This is a genomic window from Rhodococcus olei (assembly GCF_039540555.1).
GTDB lineage: Bacteria > Actinomycetota > Actinomycetes > Mycobacteriales > Mycobacteriaceae > Rhodococcus_G > Rhodococcus_G olei.
In genome coordinates, this window is record NZ_BAABFB010000010.1 from 1 (window position 1) to 17,369 (window position 17,369).

Annotated in this window: 15 protein-coding genes and 1 pseudogene; 5 read left to right on the plus strand and 11 right to left on the minus strand. The window is 66.2% G+C overall.

All coding sequences use genetic code 11. The annotated features are described in order from the left end of the window. Nucleotides 1-250 precede the first annotated feature (250 nt). Complete coding sequence (locus ABD951_RS01520) at nucleotides 251-664, minus strand: hypothetical protein (protein ID WP_345341369.1); 414 nt, start codon at nucleotides 662-664, stop codon at nucleotides 251-253. A gap of 581 nt (nucleotides 665-1,245) precedes the next feature. Continuing rightward, the gene (locus tag ABD951_RS01525; protein ID WP_345341371.1) at nucleotides 1,246-2,181 is read right to left on the minus strand and encodes an NHL repeat-containing protein; all 936 of its coding nucleotides are present in this window, start codon (nucleotides 2,179-2,181) and stop codon (nucleotides 1,246-1,248) included. A gap of 487 nt (nucleotides 2,182-2,668) precedes the next feature. Between ABD951_RS01525 and ABD951_RS01530 the strand changes: the two genes are divergently transcribed. Then, nucleotides 2,669-3,505: a CPBP family intramembrane glutamic endopeptidase gene (locus ABD951_RS01530; protein ID WP_345341373.1), complete on the plus strand. Its 837-nt coding sequence runs from the start codon at nucleotides 2,669-2,671 to the stop codon at nucleotides 3,503-3,505. 111 nt (nucleotides 3,506-3,616) lie between these two features. Here the strand turns inward: ABD951_RS01530 and ABD951_RS01535 are convergent, their stop codons facing one another. The 3 genes from ABD951_RS01535 to ABD951_RS01545 all read right to left on the minus strand — a co-directional run bounded on the left by ABD951_RS01535 (nucleotide 3,617) and on the right by ABD951_RS01545 (nucleotide 6,939). Then, on the minus strand, nucleotides 3,617-3,760 hold the full coding sequence (locus ABD951_RS01535; RefSeq protein WP_345341375.1) for a hypothetical protein: 144 nt from the start codon (nucleotides 3,758-3,760) through the stop codon (nucleotides 3,617-3,619). Nucleotides 3,761-3,986: 226 nt separating this feature from the next. After that, the gene (locus tag ABD951_RS01540; protein ID WP_345341377.1) at nucleotides 3,987-5,012 is read right to left on the minus strand and encodes a DUF389 domain-containing protein; all 1,026 of its coding nucleotides are present in this window, start codon (nucleotides 5,010-5,012) and stop codon (nucleotides 3,987-3,989) included. Nucleotides 5,013-5,514: 502 nt separating this feature from the next. Further along, nucleotides 5,515-6,939, minus strand: coding sequence for a wax ester/triacylglycerol synthase family O-acyltransferase (locus ABD951_RS01545; RefSeq protein ID WP_345341379.1), 1,425 nt, complete (start codon nucleotides 6,937-6,939; stop codon nucleotides 5,515-5,517). A gap of 361 nt (nucleotides 6,940-7,300) precedes the next feature. Between ABD951_RS01545 and ABD951_RS01550 the strand changes: the two are divergent. After that, a pseudogene (locus ABD951_RS01550) lies at nucleotides 7,301-7,440 on the plus strand (IS3 family transposase); the annotation flags it as partial. Nucleotides 7,441-7,850: 410 nt separating this feature from the next. Here ABD951_RS01550 and ABD951_RS01555 read toward each other — a convergent pair. From ABD951_RS01555 to ABD951_RS01570, 4 genes are read right to left on the minus strand one after another with little or no spacing between them, the layout of a single operon-like run. After that, nucleotides 7,851-8,432 carry a GTP-binding protein gene (locus ABD951_RS01555; RefSeq protein ID WP_345341380.1) on the minus strand — a complete coding sequence of 194 codons (582 nt, stop codon included), beginning with the start codon at nucleotides 8,430-8,432 and terminating at the stop codon, nucleotides 7,851-7,853. A gap of 6 nt (nucleotides 8,433-8,438) precedes the next feature. Then, nucleotides 8,439-8,828 (minus strand): DUF742 domain-containing protein, encoded by a 390-nt coding sequence (locus tag ABD951_RS01560; RefSeq protein ID WP_345341382.1) that lies wholly within the window; start codon nucleotides 8,826-8,828, stop codon nucleotides 8,439-8,441. 6 nt (nucleotides 8,829-8,834) lie between these two features. Next, nucleotides 8,835-9,254, minus strand: a complete 420-nt coding sequence (locus ABD951_RS01565) for a roadblock/LC7 domain-containing protein (RefSeq protein WP_345341384.1) — start codon at nucleotides 9,252-9,254, stop codon at nucleotides 8,835-8,837. After that, nucleotides 9,251-11,707 carry a sensor histidine kinase gene (locus ABD951_RS01570; RefSeq protein ID WP_345341386.1) on the minus strand — a complete coding sequence of 819 codons (2,457 nt, stop codon included), beginning with the start codon at nucleotides 11,705-11,707 and terminating at the stop codon, nucleotides 9,251-9,253. Before ABD951_RS01570 ends, ABD951_RS01565 begins: the two co-directional genes overlap by 4 nt. 415 nt (nucleotides 11,708-12,122) lie before the next feature. Between ABD951_RS01570 and ABD951_RS01575 the strand changes: the two genes are divergently transcribed. Both ABD951_RS01575 and ABD951_RS01580 read left to right on the plus strand, forming a co-directional pair. Further along, nucleotides 12,123-12,329 carry a hypothetical protein gene (locus ABD951_RS01575; protein WP_345341388.1) on the plus strand — a complete coding sequence of 69 codons (207 nt, stop codon included), beginning with the start codon at nucleotides 12,123-12,125 and terminating at the stop codon, nucleotides 12,327-12,329. A gap of 63 nt (nucleotides 12,330-12,392) precedes the next feature. Then, nucleotides 12,393-12,761, plus strand: a complete 369-nt coding sequence (locus ABD951_RS01580; protein ID WP_345341390.1) for a hypothetical protein — start codon at nucleotides 12,393-12,395, stop codon at nucleotides 12,759-12,761. Nucleotides 12,762-12,868: 107 nt separating this feature from the next. Here ABD951_RS01580 and ABD951_RS01585 read toward each other — a convergent pair whose 3' ends face one another. Continuing rightward, on the minus strand, nucleotides 12,869-13,786 hold the full coding sequence (locus tag ABD951_RS01585) for an esterase/lipase family protein (protein WP_345341392.1): 918 nt from the start codon (nucleotides 13,784-13,786) through the stop codon (nucleotides 12,869-12,871). Between the two features lie 408 nt (nucleotides 13,787-14,194). Continuing rightward, a complete protein-coding gene (locus ABD951_RS01590; protein WP_345341394.1) occupies nucleotides 14,195-14,515 on the minus strand; it encodes a hypothetical protein in 321 nt (106 codons plus the stop codon). 332 nt (nucleotides 14,516-14,847) lie between these two features. On the opposite strand from ABD951_RS01590, the gene ABD951_RS01595 reads away from it, so the two are divergent. Further along, nucleotides 14,848-17,259, plus strand: coding sequence for an ATP-binding protein (locus tag ABD951_RS01595; protein WP_345341396.1), 2,412 nt, complete (start codon nucleotides 14,848-14,850; stop codon nucleotides 17,257-17,259). Nucleotides 17,260-17,369: the final 110 nt, after the last annotated feature.

Below are 17,369 nucleotides of genomic sequence, written 5' to 3' on the forward strand. Positions count from 1 at the left end.
ATGATCGCCACCATGTCGCGCCGTCTCGCCCGCACCGCCTGACCCGACCGGAGTATTCAGATGCGCTCTAAGGGAAGTGTCGACCCGCTCCTCTCCTCGCAGGCAGAGGTGTTCACCTGTAGCGGGTCGTACTGGGCCGCCTGTGGACCGGAGAGGTTGACCGGTCGGTGATCACACTTCACGAGGCTCCTGATCACACAGATCTGAATTGGTTTCGTTTGCCGTCGGGGTCGCGTGCTTGTTCCTGAGTTCAGCGCTCGCGGACAAGTTCGGGATGGCGGGCGCGAAGATGCCAGCCGCACAACGTCACGCCTTCGTCGGCGAGCCACGGCCATGCGGACCGATCGACCATGGCGAGCTCGGCGAGTGCGTCCGCGACGGTGTACGCGCCGTTCGCATGGCTGCGGAGCACTGCGGTGGGGTCGTTCCAATCGATCGCGGCCGCCTTCGGGTCGAGGGGGCCATATTGGGCGATGATCGCCGTGTCAGCCGCCTCCGTGTATTCGCCGCGGACAACCGCTACCCGGATGTCCCAGTCGATCTCGGCGGTGGTGTCGAGGGCTGCGACGCGCCACCATCGGGGGTCGGCATCCGAGGCGATCAGGACGGCGACGAAGGGGATCGGGTCGCGTTCGGTCGGCGCGGTGACGGTGCCGATCACCACGGCAACGTCGTCGTCGACGACCGCAAGAGGGTGTTCGGACATGCTCAGTCGGGGTGCGTCGCGCAGTCGTGGGCACGGATGCGAATCTCCGGCTTCCCCAGCTGCCAGAAGTTGTGCGAGGAATCTGCCGGTTGTGCGCCGTGCCATCGACCAGCGGTCACCCTCGGCGATGGCCTCGAGGAGTTGCCCGCCAACCCCGCACATTCCGCTTCGTCTCGGATCCCTGTTGCGTGTCATCAACGCATCATGGGCCACCGACTCTCCCGGCATCCGAACACTTCTCGGGACGCCCCGTCCGCGACTTCATACCACTGCTGGTGGACCAGCATGAAGAGCAGGAACCGGTGCGAAATCGAGGACTGATGCAAGCGGCCGTGGATGCTTCACCGACACCACAATCCCCACACGGGTGGAGCCGACCGATCCACGGCCACCTGATCATCCGCTCGGAGCGACCCGACCGAGGACACCGGTGGAAACGCCGGGCAGACCGGCGGCTCACCCGTGCCGTGAATCCAGGACCCCTCCGAAAACAACCGCGGGTGAGATCTGAATCAACGACGGTTGATCAGGGTTCAGGCTCAGCCTTGGACGTCGGCGTCGGCGAGTACGGGCGTGAGGTCGACGCCGGGCGGGGGACGGAGGCGGCGTAGGTTGCCGTCGATACTGGTGACATACAGCGCCCAACCCTGTCCGTCGCGGGCGATCCGGACCGAGGTCGGGCCGTTGGGCAGCATCGGGCTCGACATCTGCCAGCCGGTGGCGATGGCGCAGGTGGCGCCCGTCGCCGGATCCATGCTGTAGACGCGGCCGGAGGTGTCGCCGGCGAGGTAGAGCTGCCCGGCGTGGGTGGCCACCATGTCGTCGAGGCCCGGGAAGAGGCCGTCGTGAACGCCGGCGACCACAGTCGCGTCCATCGGCGCATCCAGCGGAATCCTCAGCACCTGCGAGGTGAAGTCGTTCTCGGTGTAGATGGCTGTCTGGTCCGCTGTCAGCGCAATACCGTTGGGGTAGGGCGTATTCGACCAGTGCGGGGTGAATTCGCCGGTGGACGGCCGATACCGGCTCATGCCCACCGGAAATGGAATCGACAGATGGGAGATGAGCAGGTCCCCGTCGGGAAGCAACAGCAACCCGTTGGGTTGAACCAGCCCGGGCAACAGCGTGGTCACCGCGCCGGTGGTCACGTTGTAGCGCCGTAGGGTGCCGGTGCCGGTGAACGCGGTGCCGTCGCCGGTGAGGAAGTACAGATCGTCACCGACCAGCCGCAACCCAGCCGGGTTGTCCAGGCCCGACAGCAGCGTGGTGACCTCGCCGGTGGAATCGACGTGGTACAGGACGCCTTTCACGATGCCGGAGAGGTAGAAGCCGCCGACGCCGTCGGGCTCGAGATTCTCCAGACCACCCAGACCCGACGCGAGAATGTCGGCCTGCCAGCCCTCCGCGCACGAAGCGCCATCGGTCTGCGCGTGCGAGGAGCCAGCGGTTTCCGCGTGCGCGACCGGTGCGGTCGCCATCAGTCCCGCGACGGCGGCCGCCGCACATGCACTCGACAGCAACCTGTGAATCCGACGAACTGCTCCCACCCCGATCGGCATGCGGCAGATCCTATCGACGGGGACGTACATCCGCAGTGCCAACAGGGCCGACAAACGAGCCGCACCCGGTCCGTCGAGCAGAAGCGGTCGCAAGGAAGAATCGCACGCTGCGGCGCTTGATGCGCCAATCACCATGCACTCATCGGCATTTCGCACGTTTGGCAGCTGTCCGCGCGGGCCGGAGAGCGTTCCTGTGTGCGCTGTCGACCCCCGGATCACTCGAACGCCGGCGCCACGGTCTCGGTGCGGGTCGACGAGGGAAGCATCGACCCGCACCGGTTTCGACGACGCGCCCACTCATTTCACCCGGATCGGGCGAGGCCGGCCGTGGGGCGCGGCACACAGGATGGTCGATGCATCCGCCCGTGTGGGCCCGGAATGTCGGCGGCGAACAGGGAGAACGGTCATGGCAGAGTACGTGGCACCGAGGCACGAGGCTCCGCCGCCGGCAGTCACCGGCCGCCGCCTCTCCTACCTGGCCTTCGCCGTGATCGTCATCGCATACCTCGCGATCATCAAGATCAGCGGGGCGCTGATCGGCGGCTGGGCCGACGAGGACGACACCCTGACCACCCGAGGGGTGGTCTTCACCATGCTGATCCCGCTCGGGCTCTCGGTGATCTTCACCTACGGTGTCGTCGCCGCGCTCGGGTGGTGGCGACCGGTGATGAAGGACGACCGCCCGGTCAACCGATGGGTCTGGGTCGTGCCCGCGATCCTCCTCGGCGCGATCCTGCTGGGAATCAACTACAGCGCGCTGGCGGAAAAGGGCTGGCTGTTCGTTGTCTGCCTCCTCATCGCGACGCAGTTCGTCGGTTGGGGTGAGGAGGGAATGTTCCGCGGCATCGGGGTGACGGTGCTGCGCCGGCACGGCCTGCGTGAGGGCCAGGTCGCCCTGTGGTCCAGCCTCGTCTTCGGCGTGGTGCACCTGTCGAACGCCTTCACCGGCGGCGGCGCCTCCGCGATCGCGCAGGCGATCATCGTCAGCCTCGCGGGGTACTTCTTCTACCTCACCCGCCGTGTCTCGGGCAGCAACGCGCTCAACTCGGTCACGCACGGACTCTTCGACTTCTCACTGCTCAGCGGTAGCGTCATCCTGTTGGACCAGCAGGCGTACCCGGGTACCTTCGCGCCCCTCCTGGCCTACCCCGTCCTCGCGATCATCCTGCTCGTCAAACGGCGCCACATCGAACCCGCCCCATCCCCCGCCGCCGACGGCGGCACCGTCACATCCCACGCATAGGCAGCCGGCCGGCGTGACGTCAACCTCGCGCCGGCCGGCATCGTCCAGGCCGGACACCGCCGGCGAGACACCGTCAGCAGCGCGGGCCGGAGAGGGTTCCTGTGTGTGCTGTCAGCCCGGCGGCATTCGAACACCTGCCACATGATCTCGGTACGGGTCGATTACACGAATCCGCAGACCGAGCCGCCCGACCACGCGATCGGTCGGTGCAGTGGTGGCCCGTCGACGAAGATTCATCATCTCGTCGACGGTCACGGCCTACCTTTCGTGGTGCTCGTCCCGCCCGGTCGATCCGGCGACAGCCCGGCATCCCGCACTTGCTCGGCCACCTGTGCGTTTCCCCGCAACGTCGTCGAACGCCGGTCTCCCACCTGAAGTGGCGCGGCCTGGCTACTCGCTATGACAAGCTCGCGATCGTCTACCGAGCATCCGCCGTCCTGACTGCGGTTGTCACCTGGACCCGCAAATTGTCGAGCACGTGCTACTTCTGGCCCTCGTGCTCGTCCTCGCTGGGGATGGGATGATCTGGCCGCAGGGTTGGGTGGCGCGGCTCGGTTGTGGTTGTGGCAGTGTCGTGTCTTCGAGGTGACACGGAGCGGTGGCGACCATCTCGTTGCAACAACAGCAGCACAACCACCCCAGCGAGCACGATGCCGATCAGATTGACGCCGAGTTGCGCGAGCGAGCTCAGCACAACATTCCACTTGCCCGCAAACACCGCGACGACGGCCAATCCGGCAGCCGGCACTGTCGTTACCGAGATGAACACGCCCACCAGGACAGTGGAGGAGTAGGTGACCAGTGCCAGCATGCCTGCCGCCCCCGCCAGCAGCGCCACCACCAGTGAAAATGGCCCCACCTCGTAGATGAAGTCGAAGGCGCGAGCGTTCTCGACATCACCGGTCCCAATCCAGCCCAGACGAATCCACAGCAGTGTGGCCAGCGCGGTGACCACCATCGCGGCCGGAAACGAGATGGCCAGGGTACGTGCCGAATTCCGCACGAGCCCGATGTCTCGGCGAACCAGACCAACCGAAAGCGCCGCCAGTGGTCGGAATTCGGGCCCAACCACCATCGCCCCCACCAGGGTAAGCGGAGAGGCCGTCGCCACTCCTACCGCTGACAACAGGAACGCGATCGTCAGAAACACCAGGAATGTGGGCGTCAGTCGGGCCCCCTCGCGCACGTGACCGAGCAACTGGGCCCACACCACAGCTTCTTCCGGCCGTATGGGAGCCGCAGCTTCCGCCCGCTCCCCGGCGCGGGAAAGCATGGTCCCCGACGGCTCTACCAAAATACCGCCCGTCCGCACGAGATCCAGCGCGGTCAACGCCGCAAGCACATCATTCGCGCAGGCACGCGCCACATCCGCCTCGATCACATCGCCGGGCGGATCGATGGCGGCACCGAGTGCGAGCGTCACATGGGTGGCGCCGGGTTCGGCAGCCAGCGTGTGCAGCACTTCTGCGGACCGGTCACTCGGCGAAATGACGCGCAGATGCAGCACAGCATTGCCCCCTCCGGCCGGCAGTGGTGTGACCGAGCGACGGCCAGTTCATCGCAAGCAATCGTAGCGGGCCACTTGGCCACCCCTGACTTCCGGCCGTTCCTTCCGACGCTTGCGATACGCATCAGATCTCGGCGATGTGGGTATTGGTGACGAACCGGTCCACGACCTGCGCTGTCTCTCGATCGGCTCGTAGGTTCGATTGCGGTCAGGTAGGACGGGCGCGGAGGTGGAAGTAGCAGCCAACATCTGTCAGGCATACCCGAGGTGTTGAGCCAGGCAGCGAACGAAGACCGAGGGGAGGCAGAACCCTCTTGGAGCCCCACGGCCGCTGGGGTGACAGGAAGCTCCCCGAGCTGTCCCCCCGGTCTCCTACGGCACGCTACGACCCGTCGGTTCGGCCACGACGCTGCTCCGACATGCAAGTCGGAAGCCTGAGGCCCGCATCACACAACAAACAGGCCCCCGCCCTCCATCGGGAGGGCAGGGGCTGTCAGCCAGGTTACGAGGCGGTCGCATCCTTCAAACGATCGAACGCCTTACGGAGCAGCTCACCGTAGTGCTCCGGGTCCGGGAGCATCTTCAGGGTCGAGACGAACGACACCGTCAGCGTGTCCCCCACGGAGGTGACGTAGTGGCACAGCCCGTCATCATCCTCGAGCGCCAGAACCTCACACGAGGTGACCACCCGCGCCCCACGCAGAACCAGATCAGCAGGCCCCCGAGGCACGTTCGACACCATCGTGTTCACATAGGCGACCGACGGGCCCCGTCCGACGATCCACGCGCCGACCCGCGACATGAGTTTGACCAGCGGACCGGGAACCACCTGCACCATGCCGTTCGCGCGCGCGACCGCATCGTGCTCGTTCCGCTCACGCTCCAGGCGGGCGGACCTGCTGATCGCGGCGAGACGATCGCGGGGCTCCTCGTCGGAGTGCAGGTCGACGAAGGCGGGCACGAACTTGTTGGCGGAGTCGACGTCACGGAACCTCCGCGTCGACATCGGGACCAGTGCAGCAAGCGATTCCGCCGGCGCCTCACCCCGCCCGTTCAGGTACTCCGACAACGCGATCGACACGGTGGTCAGGACGACGTCGTTCACCGTCGTGCCGGGCACCCGCGATTTCACCTCGCGAATGTCGGCGAGTCGCAGAGTCACGACGTCGAACACGCGCGGGCCGCGGATCTTCGTGTTGAACCGGGTTTTCGGCCGCAACTGTTTCGGTTGCACGAGCGTTCCCTGTTCGGCGGCCTTCGCCACTTCACGCGATGCGCTGACGGTTCGCGCGATTCCTCGGGCAAGGTCGACGACCTGCGCCGGCAGCCGGACGAGTGCCCCACCCAGCAGTGCGGAGCGTGCGGGCAGTCGGCCCGCCGCAGCCGACCGGACAGGCACTGGCGCGCCGGTGAACAGCGCCCGCGCGATCTCCGTGCTCGCCATGCCGTCGCATGCGGCGTGGTGGACCTTGAGGACGGCGACCGTCGCGTCCTCGGGGAAGTCGGGGACGGATCGCACGCCGGTGATGACGTGCAGTTCCCACGGTGGGCAGGAGAGGTCGACGGCCCCTTCCGTGATGTCGAGGATCCGGCGACGCAGCGAGTCCCATCCGGGTTCGGTGAGCGTTTCGGTGAAGACGTGCCGGCGTAGATCGAGGTCGGGATCGGCCACCCAGTAGGGCCGGTCGAGGTCGAACGGGACACGAACGAGTCTGCGGCGGAAGAGCGGTGCGGTGTCGAGTCGGGCGTCCATCCACTCGAGGACCTCGTCCGCACCCATTGGGCCTAGATCGTCTGCGGCTGTGTCGAATACGTAGATGCTGGCGATGAACACGGGTGTGTTCGGTTGCTCCATGTACACGAATGCGGCGTCGCGTGGCGCGAGCTGCTGTGTCGTCGGAGGGGCTGGGTCGGGATGTGATGGCATGGTTCCCTTGTCACCGCAGGCTGAAGGCCGGGTATTGAAGATTAATTACAACAATGAAAGTTATCAGCGGATCCCGGTGCGGCACTTCCCGGGTCGGCCCCGGATGCAACGAAACGCCCCGCCTGACACGGGTCCGATGCCCGGGGCCCGCGACGAGGTCACCAGGAGTCGTCCTGGAAGCTCCCGGTCGCACCGACCTACGTGGTGGAGTCCGTCAACGGACAGAACGGCATCGTGGTCCCCGCTCGTACGGCGCCCTCACCATCGCCGTCGCCTGACGTCCCCACGCGCCGACCTCCGCGTGAACCCCTCTGGACGGCAGGACCCTGCGCGACGAAGGCAAAGGCCGGGCGAGCCGGCCACTCGTGACGAGCTCCGGATCGCGATCGTGAGCTGGATCGAGCGGACCTACCACCGCCGCCGGCGCCATAGCCGGCTCGGCAAATTGACCCCGTCGAATGCGAGACCATCATGACCACACCAGCCACTCAGGCTGGGTGACCGAACCTGCCACCCGATCGTGCAGCAGTCCCTTTCGGGTCAAACGCCATGTGACACGTCGCGGGCAAGGTTGGGACAGCCGGCGCGACCTGGTGGGGAATCCGGTCCACCACAACGCATCGCGGCAGGTGCTGTTCAATACGCGCCAGCGAGCCGTGCAGCATGTTGCCGCGCGGCTCAAACGCGACCTCGAGCATGCTGGTGTCGGGCGTGGGGCATCCCGGCGGACGGTGTCGTCGCAACAGCCCTCGATCACGAGATCTGCCGGCGATCTCCCGTCGAGTTCGTCGACTTGCGTCGTGAACCACCAGCGGGCCGCAGCCGGTGGGTCGGTGGACGCGCTGAGGTGTGTGAGCCGCCCCGGTGAGTCCGGAGGCTGCTCCGGCCGCGACGACGGCCATCACGTTTGCTCAGGCCACTGAGGCACTGGCCTTGGCGATGAGGTGTTCGACGAGCGTTATCAGTACGGATTTGCACGAATCGCGATCACGCGCGTCGCACAGCACGACGGGGGTTCCGGCGTCCACGTCGAGTGCCTCGCGAACCTCGTCAGTCGTGTAGGCGTGCGCGCTGTCAAAACAGTTCACCGCGATCGTGAACGAGACTCCGCGCCGTTCGAAGAAGTCGATGGCGGCGAACGAGTTCTCCAGCCGACGGGTGTCTGCGAGAACGACGGCGCCGAGGGCCCCGCGCACCAGTTCGTCCCAGAGGAACCAGAATCGGTCCTGTCCAGGCGTGCCGAACAGGTACAGAACCAAGCTTTCATCGAGGGTGATACGACCGAAGTCCAAGGCCACCGTGGTCGTGGACTTACGCTCCACACCCGACAGATCGTCGATGCCGGTGGACAATTCGGTGATCATTTCCTCGGTACGCAACGGTGCGATCTCGCTGACGGAGGACACCATCGTGGTCTTACCGACTCCGAAGCCTCCGGCTACGAGGATCTTGACCGAAGCAGCCAGGTCGCCCGAGGGCGCGTTGTCATGCATGGTTGTCTACAGCTTTCGGATTCCATTGAGTACTGCTTGCAGAATGTTCAGGTCGCCGATCCCGGCGATGTCGGTGTCGGAGTCGCCGCTGGCGGGAGCCCGGAAGTTCAGCACTCCCTCCGCGATGAGATCACCGACCAGGATCTTGGTCACCGCCAGAGGCAGATTCAGGCGCGCCGAGACCTCGGCCACCGACTGCGCAGTACGGCACATCTGAACGATCTCGGAGTACTCCGTTTCGACGTGCCGCAGCCGCGGAGCGGGGGACACGGTCACGACAAGCGTGAGCATGTCGAGGTCGTGTCCCGCGCCCATCGTGCGGCCCCGCGTGACGGCGTACGGGCGGACCAGTGGACCGGCTGCATCGTCGAACCACGGTTGGCCTATGCGTGTCACGCCGACCTACGCTCCATGCTCGGCCGCACCGTTACGAGGATCGGTGGACAGATGGCTACCGACACGTTGCACAGTCAGGTTCATTTCGTACGCGACCATACCCAGGTTCGCGGTGTCGGTGGCCTGCAATGCGATACATGCGTTGCTGCCGGCCGCCGTCACGAACAGCACCGCATTCTCGAGTTCGATGACGGCCTGGCGAACGCCGCCGCCCTGAAAGCGAACTCCCGCGCTGCGTGCCAGCCCGTACAGAGTGGCCGACATGGCGGCGAAGTGCTCGGCGTCCTCACGGCTGATGGACGTGGATCGACTCAGCAGCAGCCCATCGGTGGACAGCACGACTGCGTAGCGTACTCCGGCAAGACGATTGACCAGATCGTCGAGGAGCCAGTTCAGATCACCTGAGTTGGAAGTCGTCGCCTTCACCTTCCCTCACCTTCCATTTCGTCGGTGGTTGTATACCCGGTCGGAGGTTCCGAATGCCGAGCCTGCTGGGTACCGTACGCGATGGCGGACATCAGATCTCGCGCTTGTTCCGCCGATCGTGACGGCTGCTGTGCTTCCATCTCGAGCTGAGGATCGTACGCCAGTTCCGGCGCCAGACTGGCCTGCCTGCGACGGCGAGGAAGGTCTGGGCGGACGTCGTCACCGTTGTCGGGCAACGGTTGCGGAGTGAGGGACTGCGGTTCGACAGCGGCTGTCGGCAGCTCGTGCCACGGCGTCGTCACGGCGTGTTCCGTGTACTCGGCGTGTGGCGCACTGTCGATGTGCTCGACGATCGCCCACTCCTGCGACGGCGTCACCGACGGCACGGGCTGTTCAACGGGAGGCGTCGAATCGGGCGGCGCCAGTGTTGCGACACCCGTTGCAGCCGCCATGGATTCGGTCGACTCGAGTTCCGTCATCGCGTTGGCCATCCGCTCGGTGCGACGTCCGGCGAATCGATCCGGCTGATGGTCAGCCATGGGTGGCGCGTCGGCGACGACCACCGAGTTCGGCACCAGCACGATGGCGCGAATGCCGCCGTACACGGATTCGGTCAGCTGAACAGAGATTCCGTGCCGCACACCCAGCTGCGAAACGATGAACAAGCCCAGGCGTGACGTTGCCGAGAGGCTGTCGACACCGAAATCCGGTGGATTGCTCAGGATCTCGTTGACCCGGTCGAGCTCTTCCCCGGACATTCCCATGCCCTGATCGGTGATCTCGATCGCGACCCCCTTGCCGACCACGGTGCCGCTGACTTCGACGCGCGACTGCGGCGGGGAGAACGCCGTCGCATTGTCCACCAGTTCGGCGAGCAGGTGGATGAGGTCGGCGACCACGTTGCCGACGATGAACACCTGAGGCATGCGGTGGTTGTGCACCCTCGTGTAGTCGAGGCTCTCACCGATCGCGCTCCGCACCACGTCGACGAGTGGCACCGGACTCCGCCACTGACGGCCGGGCTCGCCGCCGCCGAGGATGATGAGGTTCTCGGCGTTACGCCGTTCGCGGGTCGCCAAGTGGTCGAGTCGGAAGAATGTCTGCAGCATGGCGGGATCTTCCTGGCGTTGCTCGGCCTCGTCCAGGACCTCGAGTTGCCGGTGCACCACCATCTGGCTTCGGTGGGCGATGTTGAGGAACACCGCACGTACCCCCTCGCGGGTGCGGGCCTCGGCGACCGCGGCGGACACGGCCGCTGCGTGTGCGCGGTTGAAGGCCTGCGCCACCGAGCCGATCTCGTCGTCACCGAAGTCCAGGTGCGCAGCTCTGGGATCGATCTGCTCGCCCGCACCCAGCTTGCGCATGGTTTCGGGCAGTTCGACCTCTGCCAGGTCCAGTGTTTCCTTGCGCAGGCGCTTGAGCCGCCCGATGAGTCGGTTGGCCAGCCACAGCGACAGCAGGAACGCCACGAGCGCAAGCGCGAGCACGGCGGCACCCGCCCACAGTGAGTTCGTCGCGGTGCGTTTGCCCTCGGCGGCAGCGATCCGGTTCGCCTGGTCGTTCAGGCCGTTCCACGCGTCGATCACGGGTTCGGACAACTGTTCCTGCGCGGAGTTCCACGCGGCGAAGGTCATCGGCGGTGGCGGGACGTCACCGTACTTGTCCGGCTTCGGCGGATTGATGAGGTAGTCCTCCATCGCGGCCACCTGCTGCCAACCGGGAGATGCCAGTGCTGCCTGGATCTTCTCGGCAGCAGGATCACCACCCAGATCGGCTGCGAGCTGTGGAAGTGCGACCCGGTAGGACCCGACCAGATCTCGATAGTCGTTGCGCAGCGGACCGCTACTGAGCTGTCCCTGCAGTTCGGCAGCGGTGAGCGCGGCGGAACGCGACAATCCCTCCATCGCGTGCAGGACGCGCACGCCATTGATGAGCGCGACGCCGACCTCGGCGTTGGGCGCGTTGGTGGTGATGAGGTTGGTGCCGAGCGCAACCGCATCGAGAATGCGGTTGTAGATGGCGTATGTGTCGACGACAGACATTCGTCCTGCGTCGATCTGACCGCGAATCTGAGGCAGGGCGGCGGCCAAGGTGTCGAACCCACCCGTGTCGGCACCCATGGTGCCCTGCGAGACGCTCTGCAGCCTTGCCGAGTAGGGGGCCAGCTCCGCGAACGCGGTGTCGAGTCTGTTCCGTGCTGCGCCGAGCGCAGCCGGATCGCTCTGTTCACCTGACAGCTGCCACAGCGACAGCATTCGCTCCTGTTGCACCCCGGCAACCACGTCGCGAGCGTGGCCCACGGCTTCCCCGTTCGCTGCCGCCCATTGTTCGGACTGTCGACCCTCACGTATCAGGTAGCCAGCTGTGCCTACACCGATTCCGAGCAACGCCAGGCTGGGAACCAATGCGATGGCCAGGATCCGGGCTCGGATGCCGAGGCGCACTTTCAACATCGGGGGAATATAACTGGCCGAAGATCTGATGTGTACTTCGGCCTCGCTACCCCGATCCTTCTTGATTCGACTGGGCCGCTTGGTGTTTAACCCTACACTCGGCCCGGTCGACGTGGATTGCAAGGCTAACGAATTTCTCTGTTCGTGTTACTTCCGGAACCGGCGGCGGACGTGGCACATGGGGCTGCCCCGGCGGCGTCCCGTGCGGCCGGCCTCGTCGAAGCGATGCGCGAGTGCAGCAACTGGCCTGCCGGAAGAAGGGGTCGCGGGCTTTCGCGTCCACCTCGACGGTGAACGGTGGGACGGGTTCGGACGCGGTCGCCCGCACTCACCGAACCACACGATCCCGCGCGGAGGAGATTGAGCCGAGAGGTGTGGGGGTACTCCGTGCGTAGGCGGATACCAGGAGGCCAACATGCGAGCGCTACGGAACCTGCTCAACGCGGTCCTCGGGGTCCTCACGGCACTGCTCGGCTCGGTGCTCGGGATCCTCGCAGCCGTGGTGTGGCTTGTCGGTGTACTGCTGTGCGTGACGTTGATCCTGATTCCATTGGGGATCCCCGTCATCAAGCTCGCGAACCGCGTCTTCGTCCTCTCCGGGCAGCTGATGCACCTACCCTGATTCCCCTCATCAACGCGCGACAACCGAGGTTTCCTCGCGCAGAAGCCGGGGTATGCGGATGGCATGCGCAACCAATGGCCGAGACTGATGATCGGCGCCGCTGTCGGCGCAGCAATGTTCGGCGCCTTCGCGATCGTGCGCCGTCGAAGTGCCGCGGCACTAGCCCGACCCTCGATGGAGCACCCGGTCGAGGGACACACACCGGACATACACCCGGCCGAGCTCGCCGCCGACGTTCGAGAGAAGCTGCCGCAGCACATCAAGAAGACCGCCTCCCGAGTCGCCGAATCCCCGATTGGTGAGGCAACGCGCCACGCCGGACAGGTGGTCGCGAAAACTGCACGACAAGCAGAGAAGCACGCCGAGGAGTTCGCCAAGAACCGCACACATCGCGACGGCCACAACGCCGACCAGCCCAATCCGGACCGTTGACCAATTGCCGGGCCAGGTCACCGCTGGATCCGCGCTCGGCTGCCTTACGGGCGACAGAATGCAGCCGCGCTGATGTCCCGGGCACACCGCCGTCCGAGTTGGCCTTGTCAGTTCACAGTTCCCACGGGCGCCGGCAACACCACCGCACAAACCGCCCTCCCAACCCGCTCCGGATCCAACGCCTCCCGCACCACCTCGATCGCCACCGGGTCGTACGGCAGCTGCAGATGATCTGCGTAGTCGGTGGCGCATCGATCCTGCAGGACCTCGTTTCGCACATTCGGACCGTCCGACAGCAGTCCGGTGAGGTACGGCGTCGCGACCTCGTCGTATCGGGACACGACGTCGGTGAAATGCACATCCGGTATCCGAGCCGGGTCGGGGTGCAGCTCGGCGAGGAACGGCGACGCGGCCGCCAGCTGGCGACACTGTGCACACACCCGCGAAAGCCCGTCCGCCGCACCCGGAATCGTCAACAGACCGGCCATCCCGTCGAGATCGGATCCGTGAAATGGAGTTCCGAGGCTCACGAGGTTGCGAACCGACTGCGCCCCACCGCGTTCGGTGAGGTACCAGAAGGCAACAGCCCCGCCGACCGAGTGCGCGACGATGTCGACCTTGGCGGCACCGTTCGCTTCCCGTACCCGAGTGACGAACGCGTCCACTTCGCGGGCGCTGTCCTGCACGCTGGCGAATCCGCCGTAGTCACCGAACGAGGTCTTGCCGATGGTGACGCTGAAGACGCAGTACCCGTCGTTGGCCAGCAGCGGTGACAGCGTCTGCCAGGCCAGCGCGTCGGTGGAGGCGAAACCATTCAGCAGGACAACAGGATTCGGGTGCCGACGACTCGGCTTGCACGACATGTCGTTCGCGCCCGGCGGCGCCTCACCCGGGTGGGTGAGCTGCGCTGCCACACCGTCGGGATAGCCATGCGGAACGGAGTACGTCGGCTCGGCCTGCCCTGCCCCACCTCCCATCGCAATGGCGAGGGCCAACAGCGCACCGACCACCGTCGTCCTATGCATCGCCGTACGCCTCGGATATCGAGTCAACGCAACCCCGCCTTCGGCCAGAACACCCCGGTCACCGTCCGGCGACCGAGAGTACGCCGATTCGATTGCGCATTCTCCGAGTTCAATCGCCGGGCAAGGTCACAACCTCGTCGTCCCGGCGCGGAGCAACGCCCGCTCGATCAAGGTCTCGTGAACCATCACCGCGCGTCGTGCGCGATGTTCGTCCGGATCCGGTATCCGCCCACGTGCCGGCCCACGTGATTCGACACCGTCACGGCGCGCCCGCCTGACAAGGGCGTAGCGAGGCGCTACAGCTGGTCACATCGAGCGACGCTCGGGAGGGAAGATCCCGGGGGATCTCTGTTGCCGTCTCGGGCGCCATCGCCGTTGTTGCCGTCTTCCATGCCGCCCGCGTCGGGCTCACGCGGCGGCCACCGCCGTCGCGGCCGATGCGGCGACCATGTCGCCGTGGTCGACCGCCTGCAAGATGCGCAACACACCTCGGTTGGCGTTGATCAGTGCGCGTTCGTAGGCGTCGCCGTCCGCGCCGGCCAGTTCGTCGGCCTGTGCCTGCATTGTCAGGTTCCACCGGTAGCGAAGCGCCGCGATCAGTCCGTCCGGGTCGCCGAACACTCCGACCAACTCCGGACGCCAGGGCAGCACACCGTCCCCGCGGCGTTCGATTTCTGCCTCCGCCTCCCGCACCGCCTGCCACCATTGATGCGTGCTGGCCCAGGACATTGTTCTCACCTCGATGATCGTCGATGCTGTCGTGAATGCTGGGGCATGACCAACTCTCGAGATCAGGATCAGCCAGGGACACACCGGCGCGCTATTGGGGAAATCACTTAGCTCCGGGCACCGGTGGCACCGCGTTCCGCGACACGCCCGCCGCGACGTCGACCCAGACGACTGCGCCGGGTTTGCCATGGATGCGGTAGGCGTGGACTTCGACGCCTTCTCCGAGATTCTCCGAGCCCGCGGCACCCGTCCCCCACCGACCCGGTAGGTGCGTGACGACCCCTCGTCGACCTGCCCTTGACGTGCACCTTCGGTCCGGTGAGCATGAACGCATGGCCAAGGCCACCCGCGATGTGCCCTGGCGTTCGCAGATGCGCGATGTTGTTCAGCTGCCGACAGCGACGCCTGGCGACTGGGAGCTTGCTCCTCCGCTGAACAATCTTCCGATGCCGTTGTCGAGCTTTGTCGGACGTCACGCCGATCTCGCGAGTCTCCAGGAACTCTTCGAGACATATCGGTTCGTCACCATCACGGGGACGGGAGGTGCAGGCAAGAGCCGGTTGGCGCTCGAGGTGGCGCTGGCGCGCAGCGATGAATTCGTGGACGGCTGCTGGCTGGTCGAACTCGCGTCGGTCACCGACCCCACACTCGTGCCACGCTTGATCGCCGCGGCCGTTGGCGTGCCGGAGCATCGCCGGAGTTCCTTCACCAACTCCCTGGCCGTCCGTCTCGAAGCGTCGGCCGCGCTGATCGTGCTCGACAATTGCGAACACCTCGTCGAGTCCGTCGCGAACGTGGTGACGGAGTTGCTCACTCGCTGCGGCCGGCTGCGGATTCTGGCCACCAGCCGGGAACTCGTCGGGATACCCGGCGAGGGCGTGCTGCGACTCGCGGGTCTCGATCTGCCGTCAGCGACCGCTGATCAGGATCCCGCCGACGTGGCCCGCGCGGAGAGCGTTGCACTGTTCTTCGAGCGCGCCCGAGCGGTGCAGCCGAACCTGTCGATGACTTCGGCAACCGCTCTCGGAGCCGCGCGGATCTGTCGCCATCTCGACGGACTCCCGCTTGCGATCGAGCTGGCGGCCTCGAGAGCCGCATCGCTCGGTGTCGAGGAGATCGCGGCGCACATGGATGATCAGTTCGGACTGCTGACCAGCGGTAACCGGGCCGCAATGCGGCATCACCGCACGCTCGAGGCCGCGATGGACTGGAGCTACCGACTGCTACGTCCGGCGGAGCAGCACCTGTTCGACCGCCTTGCGATCTTTGCGGGCAGCTTCGGAATCGAGGAGGTCGACGGAGTCTGCGGTGCGCAGCCGGACGGGGACTGCGCGGGGCTCCTCGGCGGTCTCGTCGCCAAGTCGCTGGTGTCGTTCGACCCCAACGCAGGACCGGCCCCCTACAGCCTGCTGGAGACGGTGAAAAGCTACGGCCGCGCGCACCTGCGCGAATCAGGGGATCTCGGTGAACTGCAGCGTGTGCATGCGTCCTACTTCCGCGCGCTCGCCGAACGAGCCGGGGCCGCGTTCCGCACCTCTGCAGAAAAGGCGTGGGCGAACCGGCTGGAGGCCCTGCACCCGGACCTGCGCGCGGCGCTGTCCTTCGGTATCGAGTCCGGTGATGCCGACACCGCGGTCCGCCTGGCCGGCGCGCTGCCACACTTTTGGCAGCTTCATGGTCATTTCCGGGAGGGACTGCGGTGGCTCTCGACAACCCTCGCGATGTCGGGTGAGGTGGACGATCGGTTCACCGCCTGGGCCCATGCCGGGGTCGGCGACCTGGCGATGCTCCATGGTGATCCCGCGATCGCGGCGGCAGCGCTCGACCACTCGGTGGCGATATTCCGGAGGCTCGGTGATGATCGCGGTCTCGCTCGCGCGCTGCAGTATCGAGGGGTGACGGCCGCCTTCGGCGACGACCTGGCACTCGCGGAGAAGCTGATCCGAGAGTCCCTTGCGCGCATTTCGGTGACCGGAGAGACGGGGGGCCTGGCCCATGGTTGGGGCTTGGTCCTGTTGGCGGGCGTCGAACTCGGGAAAGAGGAGTACCTCGCCGCCGGCCGCGACGTCGCGGGAGGTGAACGGGTCCTGCAGGTGATCGGGGATCGTGAGGCATTGGGCTGGGCGGCGCTGATCCGGGCCGTTGCCGCGTGGCGAACCGATCGTGTCGACGAGGCTACGACCAACGCACGGGCCTGCCTGGTTGCCTTTCTGGACGCCGGTGGGCTGTATGGGGCCAGTGTCGGCCTGCTGGTGGCCTCCGCCATCGCGTTGAGCCGTTCCGAACTGACCCGCATGGCCGAATTGCTCGGCGCTGCCCAGGCACTCGCCGGGGCGATGGGCACCGCCACGATTCCGTTCGGGACGCGGTGGCTGGCACAACCGCTCGGCAAGGCAATCGTTTCGCTCGGCCCGGCCGTATTCGAGGAACACAGCCGGATCGGGGCTGATCGTGTGCGGTCCGACGTCGCCGGATTCATCGCCGAGGTCCTCGATGATCTCGACGTCTCGAGTCCGCACGGTGCCGGGAAGAAACAGTTGCTCACCAGGCGCGAGCGCGAGGTGGCGGCGCTGGTCGCGCGCGGCCGAACGAACCGGCAAATAGCGCGCGCCCTCGGGATCGCCGAGAAGACGGCCGAGGTTCACCTGCACAACATTGCGGGCAAGCTCGGGGCGAGCGGCCGCGCCGAGGTCGCCGCGTGGTTTGCCACCGACAAAGCGCTCCGTATCCGGGAATCCACGTAGTGCCCGCAATGCGCCGATTCTTGATGCATCGACTGGATGCAGCACCTGGACGAGAGCGCTCAACCGTCCAGCCGAACGAAGAGATGAAAGCGATGGGATGTCCGCCGGTC